This is a genomic window from Bordetella ansorpii (genome assembly GCF_900078705.1).
In the GTDB taxonomy this organism is placed as follows: domain Bacteria; phylum Pseudomonadota; class Gammaproteobacteria; order Burkholderiales; family Burkholderiaceae_B; genus Bordetella; species Bordetella ansorpii_A.
The window spans coordinates 359,686-383,599 of the sequence record NZ_FKIF01000002.1 but is presented as its reverse complement, the minus strand read 5'-3'; the positions used below and the strand labels follow the sequence as shown (position 1 = coordinate 383,599).

Genomic DNA, 23,914 nt, shown 5'->3' with positions numbered 1-23,914 from the left:
CGGCACCAGGAGCATCGCCGCGAAGCCAAAGCACAGGCAGCGCGTGATGAAGACGTCGGGGATGCCTTGGATGTCGTCCGGTATGGCGGGACGAGGCAGTGATCGCACGTGGAGGGTCGAGGCCATGGTGCAGGCAATGCTACTGCTTTGGGGGCGGGGCAGTGCAATGCCGGCTACCTCCGACCTTGTATGCGCGTCTGCGCGGCCTTTCACTTGGTGGGTTCGGCAGACTCCAGCGCATCGAAAACGAGGGTGCCGCTGGCGCTCGGATAAGCGCGCTGCCAGGCTCGCGTCATGCAGAAGATGCGAGCCAAAGAAAATATTTCGCCGCGACAATGGGTTAGCCGGGATTTCAGCCGGTTTGGCGCATGGTTTTGGCGCAGACTTGGTAGATAGTCGTCGTTTTGAGTCAAATCAAGTTAGGCGATAGCGGGTGCCACTGCGAACTCCCTCCTGATGCAGTGCGCCCTCCCTGACCAGTTGCTCAAGGCGGCGGATGTGCGAGCGAGGAATTTCGGCGCCAATACGCTGGTGAATCTCGCTGATTCTGGTCAGTGGATAGCGCCCGACATCCTCCACGATCAAGGCTAAGAGCCGGTGCGGCTCGATGCGCTTTAGGGTGGTGGACGTGGAGAAGTCCAGACTGCGCAACAGTTCTGGATCAATGAAGTAACGCGTGGCCTGGGTCCGGCCGACACTGTGCACCAGTTGCCACTCCAGCGGCCGCTTGAGCCACGCGGACAGCGATTCAACCGATGGAAGCTCCAGCGCTCCGCGCCGTCCTGCAACGCTCAGACTTGTTGGTGTATTCATTATTGAGTATATTGAAGACATCAAGACTGCAAGGAGCTGACCATGCCCCGCACGAACACCACTACCATGACAGTGCGCCTCAGTGGCTCTCTGAGCGAATTCGTTGCCGCAAATGTGGGTGAGCAAGGCGACTACGAGAACGTCAGCGAGTATGTACGGGACCTTATTCGTCGTGACAAAGAAACCAGGGAAGCGGCTGCATTCGAGCGGCTCAAGGCTGAACTCACCCACGCTTGGGCGGCGCCGGAGTCGTCATACAAGCCCTTGACGGCAGCAGACGTCATCGCGCGTAACCGGGTCTGATTTCCGTTATGGCCAAGGCACAGATACGCGTTCAGGAAGCCGCATCCTGGCGGCTGGACGACATTTACCGCTATACGCACGAGCGTTGGGGGGCGCAACAGGCCGAGCGCTACATCACGGGTTTATTTGAGGCATTTGAGGGTATTGCCACACACCAGACAGTATCCCGTACTATTCCGGCCACGTTCGGCATTGATGGTTATTTCTTCCGTTATGAGCGGCACTTTGTCTATTGGCGCCGCCTCTCGAATGGTGACATCGGTATCGTGACCATTCTGCATGAGAAGATGCACCAGATTGGGCACTTGCGAGAGGACTTCGGTCTTTGAGTGCGGCTGTGTCCGAGACTTGCGCTCAGGCTGGACTGAATTGCGCTGATCACGCAATACAGAGAACCGAGTCCATCGGACTTGTACCATGAGTGAATACCAGTACTACGAATTCGCGGCGATTGACAGACCATTGACCCGTATCGAGATGGCCGAGCTGCGCGCTGTTTCTACCCGGGCGATCATTAGCCCCAGCGGTTTTACCAATCACTATGAATGGGGCGACCTCAAGGCCGATCCTGCTGATTGGATGCGGCGCTATTTCGATGCCTTTGTTTATTCAGCCAATTGGTGCAGTTGCCACTTGTCGTTGCGACTGCCGAAAGCCGTTTTCCGAAAGGCCGAGCTGAATGCTTTCATCCGCTCCGCTGTATTGTCGATTGACACCACCGATGCGCACTGGATTTTCAGTTGGACGTTAGAGGAAAGCGAAGACTATGACCGCTTTTCCGAAGACGACGGCAGCGGCTGGATGCGTCGCTTGATTCTCTTGCGCGATGAGTTGATGCGCGGCGATTTGCGGCCTCTGTACCTGGGCTGGTTGGCCGCTGGCGATGCCTTGCACGATGACGTGCTGGAGCCGGAAGTGCCTGCTGGACTGACAGACCTCTCGCCAGCGCAGCAGGCCTTGGTCGAATTTCTGGAAATTGATCTGGATCTGCTTGAAGCCGCCAGCATGGCCAGTGCCGCAGCCACAGCACTGCAGGATGAAACGCTGCCAATTTCCACTTGGCTGGACACCTGGCAGACAACGGATATGCAGGATGTGCTCAAGACAATTGTATTGGGCCGGGGCCAGGAGGCGGAACGTCAGGTGACGTCTCACTATGCTGCTTGGCTCAAGGCACAGCACCCGGCATCTTCGGGTGTTCCACGACGCAGAGTGGCAGAACTGCGCGAGCTGGCGCAATCGGCAGGTGAACGCAGACGGACTCGCGAAGCCGAGGTGAATGCAAAGCGCGAGGCGGAACGTCGCCAAAAGCGTGATGCCGAATTACGCCGCCTCATGGCCACGCCGGACAAATACTGGCAAGCAGCGAGCGCACAGGCATCCCGTGGAAGTGCATCCGGCTACGAAAAAACGGTCAGTCTGCTGAAAGTGCTCGCCGAAGGGTATGCCTTGGTTGCCGGGCCGGACGCTTTCGAGCGCCAGTTGCGGCGCTTCCTTGTCCCTCATGCCAAGCGGGCGGCACTGCTGCGTCGCCTGACCGAAGCGGGCTTATGGTCAGGATGATGCATAGGCGATGACTGGCCGTGACGACGAACTCGCCCGTCTTCGTGCCGAGAACGCCCGGCTGGTCGTCCTGCTCGAAGCGCACGGTATTGCTTGGCAAGTGCCTGCGCCGGTTCCCAAGTCTCCGGCAACTTTATCGTTGACCATTAGCCAAAGCGCCAGCCCTGGCCTTTATACCGGGGTTAAGCGAGGCAGTCTTCATACGGAGCCGAAGGCGCCCTGTGGTGGTGGAGAATCTACGGCCTTCGGGCCGAAATTCTTCACTACAGACGAGAAAGTCGCGCTCTTTGGCCGGTTGTTTCGGGGCCGCACCGACGTTTATCCAGTCCGTTGGGAAAGCAAAGCGGGCAAGAACGGTTATGCGCCCGCCTGTGCCAACGAGTGGCGTCCCGGTGTCTGCGAAAAGCCTCGCATTAAATGCGGTGACTGCCAGCAGCGGCAACTGTTGCCGTTGACCGATCAAGTCCTTTTCGATCACCTGGCGGGACGCCATACCATCGGCCTTTATCCACTGCTGTCAGGCGATGATTGCCATTTGCTTGCCGTGGATTTCGACGAATCGGACTGGCGTGATGATGCCCGAGCCTTCGTTCACTCCTGTCGTGAACTGGATGTTCCAGTAGCCCTGGAAATTTCTCGCTCTGGCAATGGCGCCCATGCCTGGATCTTCTTTGCTGGACGTGTCGCTGCCCGCGATGCGCGCCGCTTGGGGGCGGCGCTCATCAGCCACACCTGTGCCCGTACGCGGCAATTGTCGCTGGGCTCTTACGATCGCTTGTTTCCTAACCAGGACACACTACCCAAAGGTGGGTTCGGCAACCTGATCGTCCTACCGCTGCAGAAGATACCTCGTGAGCGAGGGGCAAGTGTCTTCGTGGACGACGCTCTGCAACCGCATCCGGACCAGTGGGCTTTTCTCGCCTCGCAGCAGTCAATGGCACCTAACGACATTGAGCAAGCCACCCTGCGTGCTACCGACGGCTCTCATCCACTGGATGTCACCTTCGCCACCGATGAAGACCTGCACGAGCCATGGAAGCGTTCGGCAGTGAGTCGGAAACGCTTGCTTGGTGCGATGCCAGCCTCGCTCACGTTGACTTTGGCTAATCTAATCTACATTGGGAAGGACGGGCTCCCGCAGGAATTGTCCAACCGGCTCATTCGTCTGGCCACGTTCGCCAATCCGGAATTTCATCAAGCCCAGGCGTTGCGCCTGCCGGTCTGGAATAAACCTCGCCTGATTGGTTGCGCTGATAATTTCCCTCGCCATATTGCCTTGCCACGCGGTTGTCTCGACGCCGTCCGCGAGCTACTGCGTGAGAACGCTATCGGCTGCGAACTGCGGGACGAACGCTGCGGCGGCCAAGCCCTTGCTGTTGCGTTCACAGGCCAACTCCGTGAAGACCAGGAGCAAGCCGTCAGAGCGATGCTCCGCTTCGATACCGGCATCCTGTGCGCACCCACCGCCTTCGGAAAAACCGTCACCGCCGCGGCGCTGATCGCCCGGCGTGGCGTCAATACGCTGGTACTGGTGCATCGCACGGAACTGCTCAGGCAGTGGCAGGAACGTCTGCAGACTTTCCTGGGTTGCGGCAAGGAGATGGTCGGCGTGATCGGCGGCGGAAAGTCCAAACCGACAGGCCGCATTGACATCGCCGTCATGCAGTCCATACATCGGCAGGGAGAAACCAATCCCATTGTGGAAAATTACGGACAGGTCATTGTCGACGAATGCCATCACCTCTCGGCAGTGTCGTTTGAGGCCATTCTCAAACGTGTCCGCGCCCGTTACGTACTGGGGTTGACAGCAACACCAATCCGGCGCGATGGCCGTCAACCCATTTTGTTCATGCAATGTGGCCCTATTCGCCATACCGCTGCCAAACCGGCTGGTGCGCCCCGGATGCTGGAGTGTGTGCCACGCTATTTGCCGGCGCGAACTGCGTTTCCCGAAGATGCGGCCATCCAGGACATATTCCGCCAGCTTGCTAACGAGGTGACTCGTACCGCGTCGATTGCCGACGAAATCGCAGGCGCTTTTGCACAGGATAGCAAGGTGCTGGCCTTGTCCGAGCGGACTGAGCATCTTGACGCATTGCATGCTGCTCTGGTTGGGCGGGTGCAGCCTTTGTTCCTGCTGCATGGCCGTCAATCGAAGAAACAACGCGCCAGCGTGATCGCGGCCTTGAATGCATTGGATGCGGATGTACCGCGTGTGTTGCTGGCCAGTGGCAAGTTGGTTGGCGAAGGTTTCGACCATCCACCGCTCGACACACTGGTGCTGACGATGCCGATTTCATGGAAAGGCACGCTGCAGCAGTATGCTGGTCGCTTGCACCGAGAGCAGGTGGGCAAGCAGCGCGTACGTATCATCGACTTCATCGACGCCGGGCACCCTTCGCTGCTGCGCATGTGGGAACGGCGCCAGCGTGGTTACCAGGCAATGGGTTATCAGATGGTTGCAACGGGGGAGTTGAACCTGGAGTTGCCGGTGTAGAGCGAGTTTCTTGCTCTGGCAATAAATACGGGTAGCGCGCAGTTCGGATTGTTTGCGGCGGCGGCGGTAATGCCGGGGTGAGATAGCGGCTCCTTTGGCCATGTGGCCGATACCGACAGGAGCTTTGATGGCGAACTCACGCAGGACGCCGGTCGCCCACTGGCGGAACTGCGTTGCGCGTATGGAGTTGACCCGATAGCCGAAGGAAATGATGGCATCGAGGTTGTAGAAGTCCACCGCCCGGGACACCTCCCGCTGGCCTTCCCGCTGAACTATCCGGAATTTCGAGATAGTTGCCTCAGGCGTGAGCTCATGGCTAGCAAAGATGTTCTTCAGGTGCTCGCTGACGGTACGTACATCCACCCCGAACAACTCGGCCATCAGCTTTTGCGACAGCCACAGGGTTTGGTTCATCACCGGATCACCCAACAGGAAAAAATCCGACTATTTAAAGAGGATTGATCTGTGCGGCACATAGTGATCGCCCCTGACGCCTGCCTCACTTCCCAATACAGAAACTCGAAAAAATCTCCCCCAGCAGATCATCGCTGGTGAACTTCCCCGTGATCGACGTCAGGCTTTCATGCGCCAGCCGCAGTTCCTCGGCGAACAGATCCAGCACCCGATCATCCAGCTCCGCATGTTCCCCGGCAATCGCCAGATGCTCCGCCGACGCCTGCAGCGCATGCAGATGCCGTTCGCGCGCCAGCCAGGGCGATTCCCCACCGGGGTTCCACCCCGCCAACCGCAGCAGCTCGCTGCGCAGCGTATCGAGCCCCACGCCTTCGCGCGCGGAAATCGCCAGCGACCCTTCAGGCGCCACAAACCCCGCCGCATCGCCCAGCAGATCCGCCTTGTTGTAGACCACCAGCACCGGCGTGCGCGCCGGCAGCCGATCGGTGATCGCCGCATCAAGCTGATCCCCCGGCCGCGTGACATCCTGCAGATGCAGGATCACATCCGCCCGCTCGATCTCTTTCCACGTACGCGCGATGCCGATGCTCTCCACCGTATCCTCGGTCTCGCGCAGGCCCGCCGTATCGACGATGTGCAGCGGCACGCCATCGATATGGATCTCCTGCACGACCTTGTCCCGCGTGGTGCCCGCAATAGGCGTCACGATGGCGACCTCGTCACCCGCCAACGCATTCAGCAGGCTCGACTTCCCCACGTTGGGTTGCCCGGCCAGCACCACATGCAAGCCCTCGCGCAGGATCACGCCCTGGCGCGCCTGCGCGATCAGCGTATCCAGATCGGCCACCAACGCCGCCAGCGTCGGCCGCGCCTGGTACTTCTCCAGGAAGTCGATTTCCTCTTCCGGAAAATCCAGCGTCGCTTCCACCAGCATGCGCAGATGCACGATGCGTTCGGCCAGCTCATCCACGCGCCGCGAGAAGTCGCCGGACAGCGACGCCATCGCGCCACGCGCCGCCGCCTCAGAGGATGCATCGATCAGGTCTGCCACGGCCTCGGCCTGCGCCAGGTCCATCCGATCATTGAGAAACGCGCGCCGCGTGAACTCGCCCGGCTCGGCCAGCCGGATGCCCTGCTCGCGCGCCGCCTCCAGGCAGCGCGACAGCAGCCGCCGCAACACCGCCGGACCGCCGTGCCCCTGCAACTCCAGCACATCCTCGCCGGTGTACGAGTGCGGCGCCTTGAAGTACAGCGCGATCCCCTGGTCCAGCACTTCGCCATCGGCAGCCGTGAACGGCAGGTAGTGCGCATGCCGCGGCGTCAGCGTCCGGCCGAACAGCGACAGCATCACAGGCACCAGATCGGCGCCTGACACGCGCACCACGCCAATGCCACCCCGTCCGGGAGCAGTAGCGATGGCGGCGATGGGGGCGGTGGGGAACATCGGGTAAACACTCTGTTTAAAAGGCCGGGGGGATAAGGGAATATACCTGCTGCCCGGCACCCTGCCTTGCCCTCAACCGACTTGGCATGGACTTTGCTGGTTCAGCATGCATCACCGGCCACGAGCCGGCATACCATGGAGAACACAATGGCGTTCAAGTTCGCACGGGCACTGGCCTGTGGCGCGGCGGCAGTGGCGATGGCATTCGGTGCGACCTGCATAGGCGCGGTGGGCACCGTCCAAGCGCGAGACCTGGTGGTGGGATTGAAGACCGAGCCCAGCTCGATGGACCCGCAGTATCACGCGCTCACGCCCAACATCCAGATCTCCAACACGATGTTCGACGGCTTGGTGAACACCGATCCCAAGCTCAATCCGAAGCCGGCGCTGGCCGAGTCGTGGACGGTCGACGGCAAGGTCTGGACCTTCAAGCTGCGTAAGGGCGTCAAGTTCTCCGATGGCTCGCCATTCACGGCGGAAGACGTGGTCTTCACCTATGAACGCGTGCCCAAGGTGCCGAACAGCCCGTCGCCCTTCACGCTGTATCTCAGCGCGGTCGACAAGGTCGAGGCCGTGGATCCGCAGACCGTGCGCGTCACCACGAAAGAGCCTTCCCCGCTCTTGCTGGTGAACCTGGCGCAACTGCCCATCATGTCGAAGAAGGCCGCGTCGGGCGCGGCGCCCGAAGGCAAGACGACGATGGAGTTGAACAGCGGCGACGGCCTGGTCGGCACGGGACCGTACAAGTTCGTGTCGTGGAAGCGCGGCGCCGAACTGGTGCTGGCGCGCAATGAAAACTACTGGGGGCCCAAGCCCGCATGGGACCGCATCGTCTACCGGCCCATGACCAACGCCGCCTCGCGCGTGGCCTCGCTGCTGGCGGGCGACGTGGACATGATCGAGGATCCCCCGACCGACGACCTGGCGCGCCTGAAGGAGAACAAGAAACTCTTCGTCGAACAGACGCCGTCGGCGCGCATGATCTACGTGGCGATGGACCAGTTCAACGCCGAGAAAAGTCCAGGCATCCAGGGCACCGACAAGAACCCGCTGAAGGACAAGCGGGTGCGCCAGGCGCTGTCGCTGGCCATCGACCGCAACGCCATCGTGCAGCGCGTGATGGGCGGCGCCGCGCTGCCCGCGGCCAACCTGCTGCCTTATCCGATGTTCGGCACCTCGAAGGAACGCACCGCCATCCCGAAGGCCGATGTCGAAAAGGCCAAGGCGCTGCTGAAGGAAGCCGGCTATCCCGAGGGCTTCTCGATCACGCTGGGCTCGCCGTCGGGCCGCTACATCAACGACGCCAAGGTGGCCCAGGCCATCGCCTCGATGTGGACCCGCATCGGCGTGAAGACCAGCGTGGACGCGCTGGCGCCGCCGGTGTTCTTCAAGAGCCGCGATTCGTATCAGTTCAGCGCCTATCTGGCCGGCTGGGCGGTGTCGACGGGCGAGATGTCGAACCCGTTGAACTCGCTGCTGGTCACGCCGGACCCCAAGCGCGGCGTGGGCACCACCAACCGCGGCCGCTACTCGAATCCCGAGATGGACAAGCTGGTCGCGCAGGCTTCGTCCACGATGGATGACAAGGCGCGCTCCGAACTGCTGCAGAAGGCCAGCGGCATGGTGATCGACGACTACGGCATCCTGCCCATCCATTTCGAGCTGTCGGTGTGGGCGATGAAGTCGGACCTGCGCTATCAGGGCCGCGCGGACCAGACCACCGAAGCCCAGTTCGTCACCCCCGCGAAGTAATCGACGTGCCGCTTATCCGTTGTAGCTGTAGAAGCGGCAGGAGGCCGTTGCCGTGCTAGCCACGATCATCCGCCGCCTGCTGCAGACGATGGTCGTGATGGTGGTCATGTCGGCCCTGGTGTTCGCCGGCATCTACATGATCGGCGATCCCATCGCCATGCTGGCCAGCCCCGAGGCCACCGAGGCGCAGCGCGAAGCCATCCGGCGCGCGCTGGGGCTGGACCTGCCGTTGTGGCGCCAGTACCTGATCTTCATGGGCCAGGCGGTGCAAGGCGACTTCGGCAACAGCTTCCTGACCGGCGAGCCGGCCATGCGCCTGATCCTGCAGCGCATGCCGGCCACGCTGGAGCTGGCCACCGTGGCCATGCTGATCTCGGTACTGGTGGGCGTGCCGCTGGGCATCCTGGCGGGCCTCAAGCCCAAGGCGGCGCGATCGCGCGCCATCATGACGGGCTCGGTGCTGGGCTTCTCGCTGCCCAACTTCTGGGTCGGCATGATGCTGATCATGGTGTTCGCGGTGATGCTGGGCTGGTTGCCGGCCAGCGGGCGGGGCGACACCGTGGCGTTGGGGCCCATCGGCCTCAGCGTGCTGACGCTGGATGGCTGGTCGCGGCTGCTGCTGCCCGCGCTGACCATCGCGCTGGCCAAGTGTTCGCTGGTGATCCGCGTGACGCGCGCGGCCACGCGTGAATCCCTGCCCATGGACTACATCAAGTTCGCGCGCGCCAAGGGCCTGTCCGAAAGGCGCGTCCTGGGCGTGCACCTGCTGAAGAACATCCTGATTCCCGTGGTGACGGTGTCGGGCCTGGAGTACGGCCAGGTCATCGCCTTCGCCGTCGTCACCGAGACGGTGTTCTCGTGGCCCGGCATGGGCAAGCTGCTGATCGACTCCATCATCAACCTGGATCGTCCGGTGGTGGTGGCCTACCTGATGCTGACAGTCTTCCTGCTGGTGATGCTGAACCTGGTGGTCGACATTCTTTACACCGTGCTCGATCCCCGCGTACGACTGGATACCCGCCGATGACGACCACCACGCTTCCCACGCCGGCCGTCGAATCCCCGTGGCGCAGGCTGGCCTCGGATTTCTTCGCCAGCAAGCTCGCCACGCTGGGGCTGGCGCTGCTGATCCTGGTGATCGGCTCGGCGCTGCTGGCGCCGTGGATCGCGCCGCAGAATCCCTACGACATCGGCTCGCTGGACATCATGGATTCCAAGCTGCCGCCGGGCGGCGAAAGCATGACCGGCAGCACCTATCTGCTGGGCACCGATGGCCAGGCGCGCGACGTGCTGTCGGCCATCCTGTACGGCCTGCGCACCAGCCTGATGGTGGGCTTCGTGTCGGTGCTGGCGGCGTTCGCCATCGGCGCGGCGGTGGGCCTGGTGGCGGCTTATTTCGGCGGCCGCGTGGATGCGCTGCTGATGCGCATCGTCGACATCCAGCTGTCCTTCCCCGCCATCCTGGTGGCGCTGATGCTGCTGGCCATCCTGGGCAAGGGCGTGGACAAGGTCATCATCGCCCTCGTGGTGGTGCAGTGGGCCTATTTCGCGCGGGCCGCGCGCGGCGCCGCGCTGGTCGAGCGCGGCAAGGAATACGTGGAAGCCGCGCGCTGCCTGTCGCTGGGATGGGGCCGCATCCTGTTCCGCCACGTGCTGCCCAACTGCATGCCGCCCCTGATCGTCATCGCCACCATCGACCTGGCGCACGCCATCGCGCTGGAGGCCACGCTGTCGTTCCTGGGCGTGGGCGTGCCGGTGACCGAACCCTCGCTGGGCATGCTGATCTCCAACGGCTTCGAGTACCTGTTGTCCGGGCAATACTGGATTTCGTTCTTCCCCGGCATCGCGCTTGCCATCTCCATCATCGCCATCAACCTGGTGGGCGATCACCTGCGCGACGTGCTCAACCCGCGCCACGTTTCCTGAGGGCAGCACGCCATGGACAACGCCATCGCTCACGACCACGCCGCCGACACCGTGCTGGACGTGCGCGGCCTGAAGACGCATTTCCATACGCGGGCCGGCGTGGTCAAGGCCGTGGACGGCGTCGACCTGACGCTGGCGCGCGGCGAGATCCTGGGCCTGGTCGGCGAGTCCGGCTCGGGCAAGAGCATCACGGGTTTTTCCCTGATGGGCCTGCTGGACGAGCCGGGCCGCATCGTGGAAGGCAGCATCCGCTTCGCCGGCAACGACCTGCGGGAAGCCACGCCCGCGCGCTGGCGCACGCTGCGCGGCAACGAGATCGCGATGATCTTCCAGGATCCGATGATGACGCTCAACCCCGTGTTGCGCGTCGATACGCAGATGATCGAGACGGTGCTGGCGCACCACGGCGTCAGCCGCGCCGAGGCGCACGACCGCGCGTTGAAGACCTTGGCGATGGTCGGCATCCCCGCGCCGCAGGAACGGCTGCGCGCGTATCCGCATCAGTTGTCCGGCGGCATGCGGCAACGCGTGGCCATCGCCATCGCATTGCTGAACAAGCCGCGCCTGATCGTGGCCGACGAACCCACGACCGCGCTGGACGTCACCATCCAGGGCCAGATCCTGTACGAAATGCAGAACCTGTGCCGCGACACCGGCACGGCGCTGATCTGGATCACGCACGACCTGGCCGTGGTGGCGGGCCTGGCCGACCGCGTGTCGGTGATGTACGCGGGCCGCGTGGTGGAAACGGGCGCCACCGGCGACGTCATCGGCCACCCGCTGCATCCCTACACGCATGGCTTGATCGCCTCGATTCCCACGCCCGAATCGCGTGGCAAGCCCCTGGCGCAGATCCCGGGCATGACCCCTTCGTTGTTGAACCTGCCGCAGGGCTGCGCCTTTCGCACGCGCTGTCCCCGTGCTTCGCAGGCTTGCGAAACGGCGCCCGAGCCCGTCGAACACCGGCCCGCGCATTGGGTGCGCTGCTGGCATCCCGGAGAGCCGTAAGTGGATACCCCCCATAACGCCGCGTTGCTGTCGTTGCGCCAGGTGCAGATGCGCTTCGTGCAGCCTGTCGACGTGGCCGGACGCATCGCCAACCTGTTCGGCGCGGGCCTGAAAACGCTGACCGTGCATGCCGTCGATGGCGTGGACCTGGACGTGGCGGCCGGCGAGGTGATCGGCATCGTCGGCGAGTCGGGTTGCGGCAAGTCCACGCTGGGCCGCATCGCCGCGGGCATCCTGCGGCCGACGGACGGCGCCATCCATTACCGTGGCCGCAACGTCGCGGGCCTGCCGGCCGACGAGCGGCGCCAGTACGAGCTGGGCGTGCAGATGATCTTCCAGGATCCGTATGCCTCGCTGAACCCGCGCATGCGCGTGGCCGACATCGTGGGCGAGGCGCCGATGGTGCATGGCCTGGTGGCGCGCCGCGACCGCGCGGAGTACGTGGCCGAGTTGATGCGCCAGGTGGGGCTGGACCCCTCCTATGCGCAGCGTTACCCGCACCAGTTCTCGGGCGGCCAGCGCCAGCGCATCGGCATTGCTCGCGCGTTGGCGCTGAAACCCTCGGCCATCGTGTGCGACGAGGCCGTGGCCGCGCTGGACGTGTCCATCCAGGCGCAGGTGCTGAACCTGTTCGAGCGCCTGCGCGCCGACCTGAACCTGACGTACCTGTTCATCAGCCACAACCTGAGCGTGGTCAGCCACATCTCGGATCGCGTGGCCATCATGTACCTGGGCCGGGTGGTCGAACTGGCCAGCGCGCAGGACGTGTTCGCGCGCGCCAACCATCCGTACACGCAGGCGTTGCTGAAGGAACTGCCGACCTTGTCGGCGGGCCGGCGCCAGTACCAGCCGATCAAGGGCGAGCTGCCGTCGCCGCTGGCGCCGCCGCCTGGCTGCACGTTCCATCCCCGTTGTCCACACGCCATGCCGCGCTGCAAGACCGAGCAGCCGATGCTGCGCCGCGTGGCGCCGGGCCATCTCAGCGCCTGCCATTTGAATGACGCTCCCGCGGCATGATTTAAGATGGATCGGTCAAGGACCCGCTGTCGGGCCGGCGCTTTACCAAGGGGATTTCCCATGAAGACCATCGACGAAATCGAACGCGCGCATGCCGAACTGACCGCCCTGCGCCGCGATATCCACGCCCATCCCGAACTGGCTTTCGAAGAGACCCGCACGTCCGGCCTGGTGGCGCAACGCCTGCGCGACCTGGGCCTGGAAGTGCACACCGGCCTGGGCAAGACCGGCGTGGTGGGCGTGCTGCGCGGCACCGGCGGCAACTCGAAACGCGCCGTCAGCCTGCGCGCCGACATGGACGCGCTGCCCATGCCCGAGCTGAACCGCTTCGAGCATGCTTCCACCATTCCCGGCCGCATGCACGGCTGCGGCCACGACGGCCACACCGCCATGCTGATGGGCGCGGTGCAATACCTGGCGAAGCACCGCGATTTCGACGGCACCGTCAACTTCATCTTCCAGCCCGCGGAAGAAGGCGGCAACGCCGGCGCGCGCGCGCCATGATGCAGGACGGACTGTTCGAGAAATTCCCCTGTGACGCCATCTTCGGCATGCACAACATGCCGGGCATGCCGACCAACCAGTTCGGTTTCCGCACCGGTCCGGCCATGGCTTCCAGCAACCGCTGGGACATCGTGATCAAGGGCGTCGGCGGCCATGCCGCGCAGCCGCACCGTGCGGTCGATCCCATCGTGGTGGCGGCCGACATGGTGCACGCGCTGCAGACCGTCATCTCGCGCAGCCGCGATCCCCTGGATTCGGCGGTGCTGTCCATCACGCAGGTCCATGCGGGCGACGCCTACAACGTCATTCCCAACGAGGCCGTGCTGCGCGGCACGGTGCGCACCTACACCACCGAGGCCCTGGACAAGATCGAGCAAGACATGCGGCGCATCGCCACCACGCTGCCGCAGGTCTACGGCGGCACGGGCGAGCTGCGCTTCGTGCGCGCCTACCCGCCGCTGGTCAACTGGGAAAAGGAAACCGCCTTCGCCGCGCAGGTCGCGCGCGATACCTTCGGCGACGAGGCCGTCGACATGACCATCCCGGCCTTCATGGGCGCCGAGGACTTCTCTTTCTTCCTGGAAGCCAAGCCCGGCTGCTACCTGTTCCTGGGCAACGGCGAAGGCGATCACCGCCTGGCCAGCTACCACGGCATGGGCCCGTGCCAGCTGCACAATTCCAACTACGACTTCAACGATGCGTTGCTGCCCGTGGGCGCGACATATTGGGTGAAGCTGGTGCAGGCCTTCTTCGAGCAGGCCTGATGGCATCCCGATCCCGGTAGCCGGCGGCGGCATGCCGCCGTGTGGCCCTGGCACACCGAACGCCGACCGATGAGGTCGGCGTTCTGCATTGTCGCGCCGCCCTGCGGGCCCTCCGAGGCGCGCGCAGCCCGGCCGATCCGTTCTTGACCCAGGCATTCCCCCATAAGCATATGGGCCGGTTTCATATGCGTCCCATATGACTGGAAGCTCTGTCGAAAGGCGGATTTATTCGTTTGCGTAAGGCTTCGGCGTTTCCATAATCAAGGCTCCTGACTCATATAAGCGCCGCCTATATCGCGGCAACGTGGCCGGCCCGCAAGCGGACCGCCAGATGGAGCAAAACGATGTCCGCCAATCCCGCCATTCTCGAACGCCCCGATCCGGCTGGGCCGCCATCGGCCGCCGCCCCGCAGCGCTTCGAGGTTCGCCCTTTCGCCAACGGCATTGGCGCCGAGATCGTGGGCATCGACCTGGGCCGCGACCTGAACGCCGAAGACTTCGGCCGCGTGCATCGCGCCCACCTCGACCATCACGTGGTGGTGTTCCGCGACCAGCGGATCACCCCGCAGCAGCACATCGACTTCAGCCGCCGCTTCGGCAAGCTGATGATCCACGTGCTGCACCAGTTCCACCTGGCGGGCCATCCCGAGATCCTGATCATCTCCAATATCGTCGAGAACGGCCGGCCCATCGGCCTGGGCGACGCGGGCAAGGAGTGGCACTCTGACATTTCGTACAAGGAATTGCCGGCGCTGGGCTCGCTGCTGCACGCGCAAGAGCTGCCGTCCGAAGGCGGCGACACCCTGTTCGCCGACATGGAACTGGCCTACAAGACCCTGCCCGAGCACCTGCGCAAAGTGGTCGAGGGCCGCAATGCCATCCACTCGTACCTGGCCCGCTACGACCGCCTGCGCGGGCAAAGCAACTGGCGTCCCACGCTCAGCGCCGAGCAGATCGCCCAGGTGAAGGAAGTGTCGCATCCCGTGGTGCGCACCCATCCCGAAACCGGCCGACGCGCGCTGTTCGTCAGCGAAGGCTTCACGACCCGCATCGAGGGCCTGCCCGAAGACGAAAGCCGCCAGGTCCTGGACGAACTGAACGCGCATGCCGTGCGTCCCGAGCACATCTACCGTCACCAGTGGCAGCCGCACGACCTGCTGTTCTGGGACAACCGTTCGCTGATCCACCTGGCCGCCGGTTGTCCGCCCGACCTGCGCCGCAAGCTGTTCCGCACCACCATCGAAGGCGACGCGCCTTTCTGAGGCCGCGCCGCATCTCTCACGCTTTACGGACGTTCTCTCATGCGCCCTGCCGAAACCTCCAGCGAACGCTTCACGCGCGTGCTGACCGCCACCGTGCTGGCCCTGCTGATCGCGGTGCTGGCGCTGGCTTCTCCCACCCCGGCCCAGGCCGAAGGCCGCATCCGCATCGCCGAGCAATTCGGCGTCGTCTATCTGCTGCTGAACGTCACCCGCGACCAGCAACTGATCGAGAAGCACGGCAAGGCTGCCGGCATGGACATCGAGGTGGAATGGGCCAGGCTGTCGGGCGGCGCGGCCGTGAACGACGCGCTGCTGTCCGGCGCGGTCGACATCGGCGGCGCCGGCGTCGGCCCGCTGCTGACGCTGTGGGACCGCACCCATGGCCGCCAGAACGTGCGGGGCGTGGCCTCGCTGGGCAACTTTCCTTACTACCTGGTCAGCAACAACCCCGCGGTGAAGACGATTGCCGATTTCACCGACAAGGACCGCATCGCCGTGCCCGCCGTCACCGTGTCGGTGCAGTCGCGCATGCTGCAGATGGCCGCCGCCAGGCAATGGGGCGCCGAGCAGTTCAACCGCCTGGACCGCCTGACCCTCGCGCTGCCGCACCCCGATGCCGCCGCCGCCATCATCTCGGGCGGCACCGAGATCACCGGCCATTTCGCCAATCCGCCGTTCCAGGACCAGGAACTGGCCGAGAACCCCAAGGCGCACATCGTGCTGAATTCGTACGACGTGCTGGGCGGTCCCAGTTCGTCGACAGTACTGTTCGCCACCGAGAAGTACCGCAAGGAAAATCCCAAGACCTACGCCGCCTTCCTCGCCGCGCTGGCCGAGGCCGCCGAGTTCGTGCGCGCCCATCCCGAGCAGGCCGCCGACATCTACATCAAGGCCACGCAGGCCAGGATCGACCGCGCCCTGCTGGTCAAGGTCATCACCAATCCGCAGGTGCAGTTCAAGCTGGCGCCCGAGAACACCTACCCGCTGGCCGAGTTCATGCATCGGGTCGGCGCCATCAGGAACAAGCCGGCCAGCGCGCGCGACTACTTCTTCGACGATGCCGCCACGGCGCAGGGCAGCTGAGATGAGCGCCGCCCCGAGCCATCTGCCCACGCCGTTGCTCAGCGCGCGCGGCGTCACCATCGAGTACAAGACACCCGACCGCCTGGTGCGCGCCACGCACCAGGTCAGCTTCGACGTGTTGCCGCGGGACCGCTTCATCCTGCTGGGCCCGTCGGGTTGCGGCAAGTCGACGCTGCTGAAGGCCGCCGCCGGCTTCGTGCAGCCGGTCGAAGGCGAGTTCCTGCTGGACGGCAAGCGCATCCGTGGCCCCGGCCCCGACCGCGTCGTGGTGTTCCAGGAATTCGACCAACTGCCGCCCTGGAAGACGGTGCGCCAGAACGTGGCTTTTCCGTTGCGCGCGGCGCGCCGCCTGTCGCGTGCCGAGGCCGACGAGCGCGCCATGCATTACCTGGAGAAGGTCGGCCTGGCCGCCTTCGCCGATGCCTATCCGCACACGCTGTCGGGCGGCATGAAGCAGCGCGTGGCGATTGCCCGCGCCATGGCCATGCAGCCGCGCGTGCTGCTGATGGACGAACCGTTCGCCGCGCTGGATGCGCTGACCCGCCGCCGCATGCAGGAAGAGCTGACGGCGCTGTGGGAAGGCTCGCCCTTCACGCTGCTGTTCGTCACCCATTCCATCGACGAGGCGCTGGTGCTGGGCAACCGCATCCTGCTGCTGTCGCCGCATCCCGGCCGCGTGCGCGCCGAACTGAACGCGCACCAGTACGACCTGCGCAGCCCGGGTTCCGCGGGCTTCCAGGCGGCGTCGCGCCGCATCCACGACCTGCTGTTCGACGAGCCCGGCGACGCCGTCCAGCCCGCGCGGCAAGCCGCCGCGTAAGGAGTCTCCATGTCCGTCTCCACCGCCTCGGTGCGGCCCGAGTTCGTGCGCGAGCCCGAACCGCTGCCGCAGGGTATTTCCGTCGCCGTCCCCCTGTCGTGGCACGAGCGCCTGTTCCGCCACGCCCTCGTGCGCAAGGGGCTGATCCTGGTGCTGCTGGCCATCGTGTGGGAAGCCGGCGCGCGCTATGCCGGCAACGACCTGCTGTTGCCCGGCGCCCTGCAGACGGGCCGCGCCTTCATCGACGGCATCGCCACCGGCGAACTGACCCGCCGCGCCGCGCTGTCCCTGAGCGTGCTGCTCAAGGGCTACCTGGCCGGCATCGTGCTGGCCTTCGTGCTGACCACGCTGGCCGTGTCCACGCGCTTCGGCCGCGACCTGCTGTCCACGCTGACCTCGATGTTCAACCCCCTGCCCGCCATCGCGCTGCTGCCGCTGTCCATGCTGTGGTTCGGCCTGGGCCAGGGCAGCCTGGTGTTCGTGCTGATCCATTCCGTGCTGTGGGCGCTGGCCGTGAACATGTACAGCGGCTTCCTGAGCGTGTCCGAGACCCTGCGCATGGCCGGCCGCAACTACGGCCTGACGGGCCTGCGCTACGTGCTGGCCATCCTGGTGCCGGCGGCGCTGCCCGCCATCATGTCCGGCCTGAAGATCGCCTGGGCCTTCGCCTGGCGCACGCTGATCGCCGCCGAGCTGGTGTTCGGCGCGTCCAGCGGCCAGGGTGGCCTGGGCTGGTACATCTTCCAGAACCGCAACGAGCTTTATACCGACCGCGTGTTCGCCGGCCTGGTGGCGGTGGTGATCATCGGCCTGCTGGTGGAGAACCTGGTGTTCGAACTGCTCGAGCGCGTCACGGTGCGCCGCTGGGGGATGCAGCGTTGAGGCGGGCCGCATGCCGCCGGGCCGGCTTCCGTCGGCCCCGGCGCGCGCACGGGTGGCAGGCCCGGCCGCGCGTGCCCGGCCAGGGCCATCCTTCGGCGTGATGGTTCAGTTCACGGTGATCTTCGCGTCCTTGATGACGCGTCCGTAGCGTTCGGAATCCGTCTTCATCAGCGCGCCGAACGCGGCCGGCGTCCCGCCAGCCGGCAGAAAGCCCGCATCCAGGTACGTCTTGCGCACCTCAGGCTCTTGCACGATGGCGCTGATCTCGCGCGCCATGCGGTCGATGATGGCCGGATCGGTGCCCTTGGGCGCCAGCAGGCCCACCCAGGAACTGGTCACGAAGCCGGGCATGCCCGCCTGTTCCATCGTGGGAATATCGGGCTCGGTGGGCCAGCGCTGCTTGCCCGTGAAGGCCAGCGCGCGCAGGCGTCCTTCCTTGACGTACTGCATGGGCACCAGGATGGGATCGAACACCATCGAGACCCGGCCCGCCAGCAGGTCGGCCAGGATCGGCGCGCTGCCCTTGTAGGCCACGTGCGTCATCTGCAGCTTGGCCCGCAGCGCCATCTCCGCGCCGGTCAGGTGCGCGCTGGAGCCGGTGCCGCTGGAGGCATAGGTCAACTTGTCGGGATTGGCCTGGGCATAAGACACCAGTTCGGACAGGGATTTCACCGGCAGGTCTTTGTTGACGAACAGGAACAGCGGCAGGTCGGCCATCTGCACCACGGGCACCAGGTTGTCCTGCGAGTAGTTCAGCTCGTACAGGTGCGCGTTGATCACGTACGCCGGCAGGATGCTGAGGAACGTGTAGCCGTCCGGGTCGGCCTTGGCCGCCTGGGCCGCGCCGAGATTGCTGTTGGCGCCCGGCCGGTTCTCCACGATGATGGTCTGCTTCAGGCGGTCGCCCAGCCTGTTCATCACCACCCGCGTGGCCGTGTCCGTCGCGCCGCCGGGCGTGTAGGGCACGATCACCCGTATCGGCTTGTCCGGCCAGGCCGCCTGGGCGTCGCCCGCCGCCAGCGCGCCGCCCAACACCGTGAATGCCATCATCGCCAGGACGCCTCTGCGCCGGCGCGTCTGCTGCTGTGCCATGGATACTCCTCCTTAGTGGGCCGTTGCCGCCGCGCCTGAAGGCGGGGGGCGGTGTCAGTGTTCTGACTATTCATCGGTACCGAGGAAAAAGTATGCCCGCGTGTCCGCGAGCGCGCGTTCGCACTGCCTGATCGTGCTCTTAAGCATAGAAAAAGGGCTGGATGCATCGTGGCATCCAGCCCTTCCCGGAAAACGCCGGTCAGGCGGCTTTCACCGCCCCGGTCGGCCCGCTCAGCTGTTCGCCGTGCCGGCCGTTTCCTTTTCCATCTTCTTCGTGATGGTCCACTGCTGCGCGATCGAAAGCGTGTTGTTCACGCACCAGTACAGCACCAGGCCGGCCGGGAAGAAGAACATCATCCCGCCGAACACCAGCGGCATGACCATCATGACCTTGGCCTGGATGGGGTCCGGCGGCGTCGGGTTCAGGCGGATCTGCAGGAACATGGTGCCCATCATGATGGCGGGCAGGATGAAGAACGGATCGCGCACCGACAGGTCATGCACCCACAGGATCCACGGCGCGCCGCGCATTTCGACGCTGGCCAGCAGCACCCAGTAGAGCGAGATGAACACCGGGATCTGCACCACCATGGGCAGGCAGCCGCCCAGCGGGTTGATCTTCTCGGTGCGGTACATCTCCATCATGGCCTGGTTGAGCTTCTGGCGATCGTCGCCGTACTTCTCTTTCAGGGCCTGCAGACGGGGCGCCACGCGTTTCATGCGCGCCATCGACTTGTAGCTGGCGGCGGCCAGCGGGAAGAAGATGGCCTTGATGATGACCGTCAGGGCCACGATGGTCCAGCCCCAGTTGCCCAGCACGCTGTGCAGCCAGGTCATCAGGGTGAACAGCGGCTTGGCGATGATGGTCAGCCAGCCGTAGTCGACCACGGTTTCCAGGCCGGGCGCCAGCGCGGCCATGGCCTTCTGGTCTTGCGGACCGACCCACAGGTGCGAGTCGACGGTGGCCGTCGACCCCGGGGCGACCTCGCCCACCGCTTCCACGGTGCGCACGGCATACAGGTTCGGCTGGACCTGCAGCACCTCGTTGCTGCGGGCCTTGCCCTGCGGCGGAATCCAGGCGGTGGCGAAGTAGTGCTGCACCACGGCGATCCAGCCGTTGTCGGCCTGCTTGACGTAGCCGCCCTTGTTCTTCTGGATGTCCGACCACGTGACCTTCTGGAAGTGCTCCTGGTCGGAGTACACGGCCATGCCGGTGAACGTGTGATAGAAGCTGGACGTGCCGGCCGGGTCGCTGCCGTCACGTTCGAGCTGCAGGTACAGCGCGGGCTTGACCGGACCCGATCCCGTGTTCGACAGGTCGTGGCGCACGTCGACGTCGTAGCGGCCGCGATGCAGCGTGAAGGTCTTGGTGACCTTCAGGCCGCCGGACTCGGCTTCGAACACGATGGGCAGGCTGTCGCCGGTCATCGTGCGCTCGGTCGAGACCAGGCGGAAAGGCGTCTGGTGCGTCGGGAAGCTTTCGCCGTTGGCGGCGCCGACCACACCGGTCTGCGCGATGTAGGTCAGGTTGGGCGAACGATCCAGCAGCACGGTGGGGCGCTGCGTGTCGCCGTCGGTGAACTTCAGCAGTTCGGCGCGGATCAGTTGGGCGCCGGTGGTGTCGAAGGTCAGGCGCAGGGCGTCGGACGTGACCACCACTTCTTCCGCCTTGACCGGCGTGCCCGTGCCAGGCACGGAGCTGCCCGGCGCGCTGGGCGTGGACGAACCGGTGTTGGCCGCGGGCGCATTCGGGATCGAAGCGGTGGGCGCGGGCTCGGCCGGCTTGGCGTTTTGGGTCTGGGCCGCCGGGGTGGACGGGCCAAACAGCGACTGCTTGCCGTGCTGAACCTGCCAGTTGTTCCACAGCAGCAGCAGCGAGAAAGCGAAAATCATCCAGAGGACGGTGCGTCGGATATCCATGGTTCCTGAGGAAGTAAGCGGCGGACCAGCAAAGCCCACCAGTGTAGCGTCAATCCATTCCCGTGCGGTGGCGGTGCCCCGAGCAGCAGGGCGCGCCATTGCCATCGGCATCCGGCACCGGATCGTGACCCCCGGGCGACCAGGGATGGCAGCGGCCGATACGGCGGGCCGCCAGCCATAGACCGCGCAAGGGGCCGTGGCGTTCGATGGCTTCGATGGCGTAGGCGGAACAGGTCGGCGTGAAACGGCATTGCCGGCCGATCCACGGGCTTAGGAAGAACCGGTAGAACCGGATCGGTGCGATCAGCAGTGCCTTGATCATCGCGCGATACGCTCGAAGTGAGCGTCTACTTCAGCGCGTGCCGTGCGCTTGAGCTCGGTCAGTGAAACCGGCGCGACGCGGCTTTGCAGCCGGACCACGTAGTCGTGCGCAGGCAACGTCAGCCGCCTGGCCCGGAAAGCTTCGCGGATGACGCGCTTCAGGGCGTTGCGGGTGACGGAGCGGGGCGCGAAGCGTTTGGCGATCACCATGCCGAGCCGCGCGCAGGCGGGCTCTCCCGCCGTGGTGGCAACGGCGGGAATGGCGCTGATGATGAAAAACGCCCCTCGGGCCGCGCGCCGGCCCTTCAAGGCGGCGGCGTACTCGGAGGGGCGATGCAGTCGCGCCTCCGCAGGGAGCGTGGCGCGTGTCATGAACGGCAGGTCCAGCCGGAACCGCAGGGTGCGCCGGGGGCGCGCGATGCGGTCTCGAAACCGCCGGGCCTCAGACGGCCAGGCGCTTGCGGCCCTTGGCGCGGCGGGCGTTCAGGACGGCGCGGCCGCCGCGGGTTTTCATGCGCACGCGAAAGCCGTGGGTGCGCTTGCGACGGGTGACGGAAGGTTGGTAGGTGCGTTTCATGGACGTTCCAAGGAAAGAACAGGCCGAATGACCGGGTTACTTGCTGCGGGTTGGTTGTATTTCTTGCCGTATGGCCGGCGGCGTGCCGCCAGGCCTGGCCCGCGGCTGCGGGCTTCCCTGTTGCGGTTTCGCCGCGACCAGGAACTTGCGGGACCGGCTGCGTGATCGGCATGGCCTGTTCGGCAACATGTCGTCGTAGGCAGACGTTCCCCGGAGTCTTGCGACTCCTCAGGGCCGGTTCCAGAGGTTTCAAAGCCCTGTTCCATGGGGTTTCAAGCCCTGTCCCAGAGGTTCTCAAGCCCTGCTTGCGGCCCTGCTTCCGCACTTTTGCCCCGTCTTCGACAGGTAGAATTCGGAAAAGCCCACCATTTCAGCAAGTTTCCTTCGCATTGTCAAACAGTTAGCCGCCGCTCTCAGAGATGTAACGGTCGCGGGCTGTGGATAACCTGCCCGCAGGCACGGTAGAATCGAGGTTTGAACAAGAGCGACATGAAAGAATTCTGGCAGACCTGCGTCAGTCGTCTTGAGCAGGAACTCCCCCCCCAACAAATCAGCGCCTGGATCCGGCCGCTAGTCCCGCTCGCCTTCGATGAGGCGAACGCGGTGCTGCGCGTCGCCGCGCCCAATCGCTTCAAGCTCGACTGGGTTCGCAAGAACTTCTCCACGCAGATCGAAGCCCTCGCCACCGAATGGTTCGAACGCCCGGTGCAGGTCACGTTCGAGTTGCCCGGCAGCAGCAGCGCGCCGCGTATCCCGCAGGCGTCGCGCTCGCCGAACTCGGCGCCCCCGCCTGTTGCGTCCACGCAGCAGATGCACCTGGACGAGCCCGCGCCCACCGCGCCTGCGCCCATGCCCACCGGCGTCGGCAGCCAGGCCGCCGCCATGTCGGGCGGCGCGGCCACCGACGCGGCCAGCCTGGTGTACGAACGTTCGCGCCTGAACACCGATCTCACGTTCGACAACTTCGTCACCGGCAAGGCCAACCAGCTGGCCCGCGCGGCGGCGTTGCAGGTGGCCGAGAACCCCGGCATCTCGTACAACCCGCTGTTTCTGTACGGGGGCGTGGGCCTGGGCAAGACCCACCTCATCCACTCCATCGGCAATGCCATGGTGGCGGCGGGCACCGGCGTGCGCGTGCGCTACGTGCATGCCGACCAGTACGTGTCCGACGTGGTGAAGGCCTACCAGCGCAAGGCGTTCGACGACTTCAAGCGCTACTACCACTCGCTGGACCTGCTGCTGATCGACGATATCCAGTTCTTCTCCGGCAAGAACCGCACGCAGGAAGAGTTCTTCTACGCCTTCGAGGCGATGGTGGCCCAGCGCAAGCAGATCATCATCACCAGCGATACGTATCCGAAGGAACTCTCCGGCATCGACAGCCGCCTGATCTCGCGTTTCGACTCCGGCCTCACCGTTGCCATCGAGCCGCCCGAACTCGAGATGCGCGTGGCGATCCTGCTGCGCAAGGCCGAGTCCGAAGGCGTGCCCATGCCTGAGGAAGTCGCCTTCTTCATCGCCAAGCACCTGCGCAGCAACGTGCGCGAGCTCGAAGGCGCGCTGCGCAAGGTGCTGGCCTACGCGCGCTTCCATGGCCGCGACGTGCTGACGGTCGACGTCTGCAAGGACGCCCTGAAAGACCTGCTGTCCGTGTCCAACGGCCAGATCACGGTCGAGAACATCCAGAAGACGGTCGCCGACTTCTACAAGATCAAGGTCGCCGACATGTATTCGAAACGGCGTCCCGCCAATATTGCCTTGCCGCGCCAGGTTGCAATGTACCTGGCGAAGGAGTTGACCCAGAAAAGCCTGCCGGAAATCGGTGATCTCTTCGGCGGCCGCGATCACACCACGGTGCTGCACGCGGTTCGCAAGATATCCGATGCCCGGGCCAAGCAAGCGGAACTCAACCATACCCTGCACGTGTTGGAACAAACTCTAAAAGGATGAAC

At 64.8% G+C, this 23,914-nt stretch carries 21 protein-coding genes and 2 pseudogenes; 15 read left to right on the top strand and 8 right to left on the bottom strand.

What is annotated here, in order from left to right; genetic code table 11:
- Positions 1-414 precede the first annotated feature (414 nt).
- The gene (locus tag A6745_RS05420; RefSeq protein WP_156513288.1) at positions 415-813 is read right to left on the bottom strand and encodes a hypothetical protein; all 399 of its coding nucleotides are present in this window, start codon (positions 811-813) and stop codon (positions 415-417) included.
- A 42-nt stretch (positions 814-855) separates the two neighbouring features.
- Between A6745_RS05420 and A6745_RS05415 the strand changes: the two genes are divergently transcribed.
- The 4 genes from A6745_RS05415 to A6745_RS27650 all read left to right on the top strand — a co-directional run bounded on the left by A6745_RS05415 (position 856) and on the right by A6745_RS27650 (position 5,176).
- Positions 856-1,116 carry a ribbon-helix-helix domain-containing protein gene (locus tag A6745_RS05415; protein WP_066124545.1) on the top strand — a complete coding sequence of 87 codons (261 nt, stop codon included), beginning with the start codon at positions 856-858 and terminating at the stop codon, positions 1,114-1,116.
- Between the two features lie 8 nt (positions 1,117-1,124).
- On the top strand, positions 1,125-1,445 hold the full coding sequence (locus tag A6745_RS05410) for a type II toxin-antitoxin system RelE/ParE family toxin (RefSeq protein ID WP_066124543.1): 321 nt from the start codon (positions 1,125-1,127) through the stop codon (positions 1,443-1,445).
- Between the two features lie 88 nt (positions 1,446-1,533).
- Positions 1,534-2,679, top strand: a complete 1,146-nt coding sequence (locus A6745_RS05405) for a hypothetical protein (protein ID WP_066124542.1) — start codon at positions 1,534-1,536, stop codon at positions 2,677-2,679.
- A gap of 10 nt (positions 2,680-2,689) precedes the next feature.
- Complete coding sequence (locus tag A6745_RS27650; protein ID WP_082852899.1) at positions 2,690-5,176, top strand: TOTE conflict system archaeo-eukaryotic primase domain-containing protein; 2,487 nt, start codon at positions 2,690-2,692, stop codon at positions 5,174-5,176.
- A gap of 180 nt (positions 5,177-5,356) precedes the next feature.
- On the opposite strand, the pseudogene rhuM reads toward A6745_RS27650, so the two are convergent.
- Together rhuM and mnmE are read right to left on the bottom strand one after the other, a co-directional pair.
- Positions 5,357-5,557 (bottom strand): annotated as a pseudogene (rhuM, locus tag A6745_RS05390) (RhuM family protein); the annotation flags it as partial.
- Between the two features lie 118 nt (positions 5,558-5,675).
- The gene (gene mnmE / locus A6745_RS05385; protein WP_066124537.1) at positions 5,676-7,034 is read right to left on the bottom strand and encodes a tRNA uridine-5-carboxymethylaminomethyl(34) synthesis GTPase MnmE; all 1,359 of its coding nucleotides are present in this window, start codon (positions 7,032-7,034) and stop codon (positions 5,676-5,678) included.
- Between the two features lie 147 nt (positions 7,035-7,181).
- Between mnmE and A6745_RS05380 the strand changes: the two genes are divergently transcribed.
- From A6745_RS05380 to A6745_RS05335, 10 genes and pseudogenes are all read left to right on the top strand, one after another.
- Complete coding sequence (locus tag A6745_RS05380) at positions 7,182-8,786, top strand: ABC transporter substrate-binding protein (RefSeq protein WP_066124535.1); 1,605 nt, start codon at positions 7,182-7,184, stop codon at positions 8,784-8,786.
- A gap of 52 nt (positions 8,787-8,838) precedes the next feature.
- The gene (locus A6745_RS05375) at positions 8,839-9,813 is read left to right on the top strand and encodes an ABC transporter permease (protein WP_066124533.1); all 975 of its coding nucleotides are present in this window, start codon (positions 8,839-8,841) and stop codon (positions 9,811-9,813) included.
- Positions 9,810-10,712 (top strand): ABC transporter permease, encoded by a 903-nt coding sequence (locus A6745_RS05370; RefSeq protein WP_066124532.1) that lies wholly within the window; start codon positions 9,810-9,812, stop codon positions 10,710-10,712. The genes A6745_RS05375 and A6745_RS05370 overlap by 4 nt, the downstream gene beginning before the upstream one ends.
- Positions 10,713-10,724: 12 nt before the next feature.
- Positions 10,725-11,720: an ABC transporter ATP-binding protein gene (locus A6745_RS05365; RefSeq protein WP_066124530.1), complete on the top strand. Its 996-nt coding sequence runs from the start codon at positions 10,725-10,727 to the stop codon at positions 11,718-11,720.
- A gap of 48 nt (positions 11,721-11,768) precedes the next feature.
- Positions 11,769-12,737 (top strand): ABC transporter ATP-binding protein, encoded by a 969-nt coding sequence (locus A6745_RS05360; RefSeq protein WP_082852965.1) that lies wholly within the window; start codon positions 11,769-11,771, stop codon positions 12,735-12,737.
- A 60-nt stretch (positions 12,738-12,797) separates the two neighbouring features.
- Positions 12,798-14,005, top strand: a pseudogene (locus A6745_RS05355) (M20 aminoacylase family protein).
- A 344-nt stretch (positions 14,006-14,349) separates the two neighbouring features.
- Positions 14,350-15,267: a TauD/TfdA dioxygenase family protein gene (locus A6745_RS05350; RefSeq protein WP_066124526.1), complete on the top strand. Its 918-nt coding sequence runs from the start codon at positions 14,350-14,352 to the stop codon at positions 15,265-15,267.
- A 39-nt stretch (positions 15,268-15,306) separates the two neighbouring features.
- Positions 15,307-16,350 (top strand): ABC transporter substrate-binding protein, encoded by a 1,044-nt coding sequence (locus A6745_RS05345; protein WP_066124524.1) that lies wholly within the window; start codon positions 15,307-15,309, stop codon positions 16,348-16,350.
- Positions 16,325-17,170, top strand: coding sequence for an ABC transporter ATP-binding protein (locus tag A6745_RS05340; protein WP_407922717.1), 846 nt, complete (start codon positions 16,325-16,327; stop codon positions 17,168-17,170). The genes A6745_RS05345 and A6745_RS05340 overlap by 26 nt, the downstream gene beginning before the upstream one ends.
- A 9-nt stretch (positions 17,171-17,179) precedes the next feature.
- Positions 17,180-18,052 (top strand): ABC transporter permease, encoded by an 873-nt coding sequence (locus A6745_RS05335; RefSeq protein ID WP_066124520.1) that lies wholly within the window; start codon positions 17,180-17,182, stop codon positions 18,050-18,052.
- Positions 18,053-18,157: 105 nt separating this feature from the next.
- Here A6745_RS05335 and A6745_RS05330 read toward each other — a convergent pair whose 3' ends face one another.
- The 5 genes from A6745_RS05330 to rpmH form a co-directional block, all read right to left on the bottom strand.
- A complete protein-coding gene (locus tag A6745_RS05330; RefSeq protein WP_066124518.1) occupies positions 18,158-19,144 on the bottom strand; it encodes a Bug family tripartite tricarboxylate transporter substrate binding protein in 987 nt (328 codons plus the stop codon).
- Positions 19,145-19,375: 231 nt separating this feature from the next.
- The gene (yidC, locus tag A6745_RS05325) at positions 19,376-21,064 is read right to left on the bottom strand and encodes a membrane protein insertase YidC (protein ID WP_066124517.1); all 1,689 of its coding nucleotides are present in this window, start codon (positions 21,062-21,064) and stop codon (positions 19,376-19,378) included.
- Positions 21,065-21,113: 49 nt separating this feature from the next.
- Positions 21,114-21,386, bottom strand: a complete 273-nt coding sequence (gene yidD / locus A6745_RS05320) for a membrane protein insertion efficiency factor YidD (protein ID WP_066124515.1) — start codon at positions 21,384-21,386, stop codon at positions 21,114-21,116.
- A complete protein-coding gene (locus A6745_RS05315) occupies positions 21,383-21,757 on the bottom strand; it encodes a ribonuclease P protein component (RefSeq protein WP_066124512.1) in 375 nt (124 codons plus the stop codon). Before A6745_RS05315 ends, yidD begins: the two co-directional genes overlap by 4 nt.
- A gap of 70 nt (positions 21,758-21,827) precedes the next feature.
- A complete protein-coding gene (rpmH, locus tag A6745_RS05310) occupies positions 21,828-21,962 on the bottom strand; it encodes a 50S ribosomal protein L34 (protein ID WP_003800771.1) in 135 nt (44 codons plus the stop codon).
- Positions 21,963-22,451: 489 nt separating this feature from the next.
- Between rpmH and dnaA the strand changes: the two genes are divergently transcribed.
- Positions 22,452-23,912, top strand: a complete 1,461-nt coding sequence (gene dnaA, locus A6745_RS05305) for a chromosomal replication initiator protein DnaA (protein WP_066125778.1) — start codon at positions 22,452-22,454, stop codon at positions 23,910-23,912.
- The last annotated feature ends 2 nt before the right edge of the window (positions 23,913-23,914 follow it).

Coding starts and splice junctions, on each gene's coding strand:
- A6745_RS27650 (WP_082852899.1), top strand. CDS start 2,690: ATGACTGGCCGTGACGACGAACTCGCCCGTCTTCGTGCCGAGAACGCC.
- A6745_RS05420 (WP_156513288.1), bottom strand. CDS start 813: ATGAATACACCAACAAGTCTGAGCGTTGCAGGACGGCGCGGAGCGCTG.
- yidC (WP_066124517.1), bottom strand. CDS start 21,064: ATGGATATCCGACGCACCGTCCTCTGGATGATTTTCGCTTTCTCGCTG.
- A6745_RS05415 (WP_066124545.1), top strand. CDS start 856: ATGCCCCGCACGAACACCACTACCATGACAGTGCGCCTCAGTGGCTCT.
- A6745_RS05365 (WP_066124530.1), top strand. CDS start 10,725: ATGGACAACGCCATCGCTCACGACCACGCCGCCGACACCGTGCTGGAC.
- A6745_RS05350 (WP_066124526.1), top strand. CDS start 14,350: ATGTCCGCCAATCCCGCCATTCTCGAACGCCCCGATCCGGCTGGGCCG.
- A6745_RS05335 (WP_066124520.1), top strand. CDS start 17,180: ATGTCCGTCTCCACCGCCTCGGTGCGGCCCGAGTTCGTGCGCGAGCCC.
- A6745_RS05410 (WP_066124543.1), top strand. CDS start 1,125: ATGGCCAAGGCACAGATACGCGTTCAGGAAGCCGCATCCTGGCGGCTG.
- rpmH (WP_003800771.1), bottom strand. CDS start 21,962: ATGAAACGCACCTACCAACCTTCCGTCACCCGTCGCAAGCGCACCCAC.
- A6745_RS05340 (WP_407922717.1), top strand. CDS start 16,325: ATGCCGCCACGGCGCAGGGCAGCTGAGATGAGCGCCGCCCCGAGCCAT.
- dnaA (WP_066125778.1), top strand. CDS start 22,452: ATGAAAGAATTCTGGCAGACCTGCGTCAGTCGTCTTGAGCAGGAACTC.
- A6745_RS05405 (WP_066124542.1), top strand. CDS start 1,534: ATGAGTGAATACCAGTACTACGAATTCGCGGCGATTGACAGACCATTG.
- mnmE (WP_066124537.1), bottom strand. CDS start 7,034: ATGTTCCCCACCGCCCCCATCGCCGCCATCGCTACTGCTCCCGGACGG.
- A6745_RS05360 (WP_082852965.1), top strand. CDS start 11,769: ATGCGCTTCGTGCAGCCTGTCGACGTGGCCGGACGCATCGCCAACCTG.
- A6745_RS05315 (WP_066124512.1), bottom strand. CDS start 21,757: ATGACACGCGCCACGCTCCCTGCGGAGGCGCGACTGCATCGCCCCTCC.
- A6745_RS05370 (WP_066124532.1), top strand. CDS start 9,810: ATGACGACCACCACGCTTCCCACGCCGGCCGTCGAATCCCCGTGGCGC.
- A6745_RS05330 (WP_066124518.1), bottom strand. CDS start 19,144: ATGGCACAGCAGCAGACGCGCCGGCGCAGAGGCGTCCTGGCGATGATG.
- A6745_RS05345 (WP_066124524.1), top strand. CDS start 15,307: ATGCGCCCTGCCGAAACCTCCAGCGAACGCTTCACGCGCGTGCTGACC.
- A6745_RS05380 (WP_066124535.1), top strand. CDS start 7,182: ATGGCGTTCAAGTTCGCACGGGCACTGGCCTGTGGCGCGGCGGCAGTG.
- yidD (WP_066124515.1), bottom strand. CDS start 21,386: ATGATCAAGGCACTGCTGATCGCACCGATCCGGTTCTACCGGTTCTTC.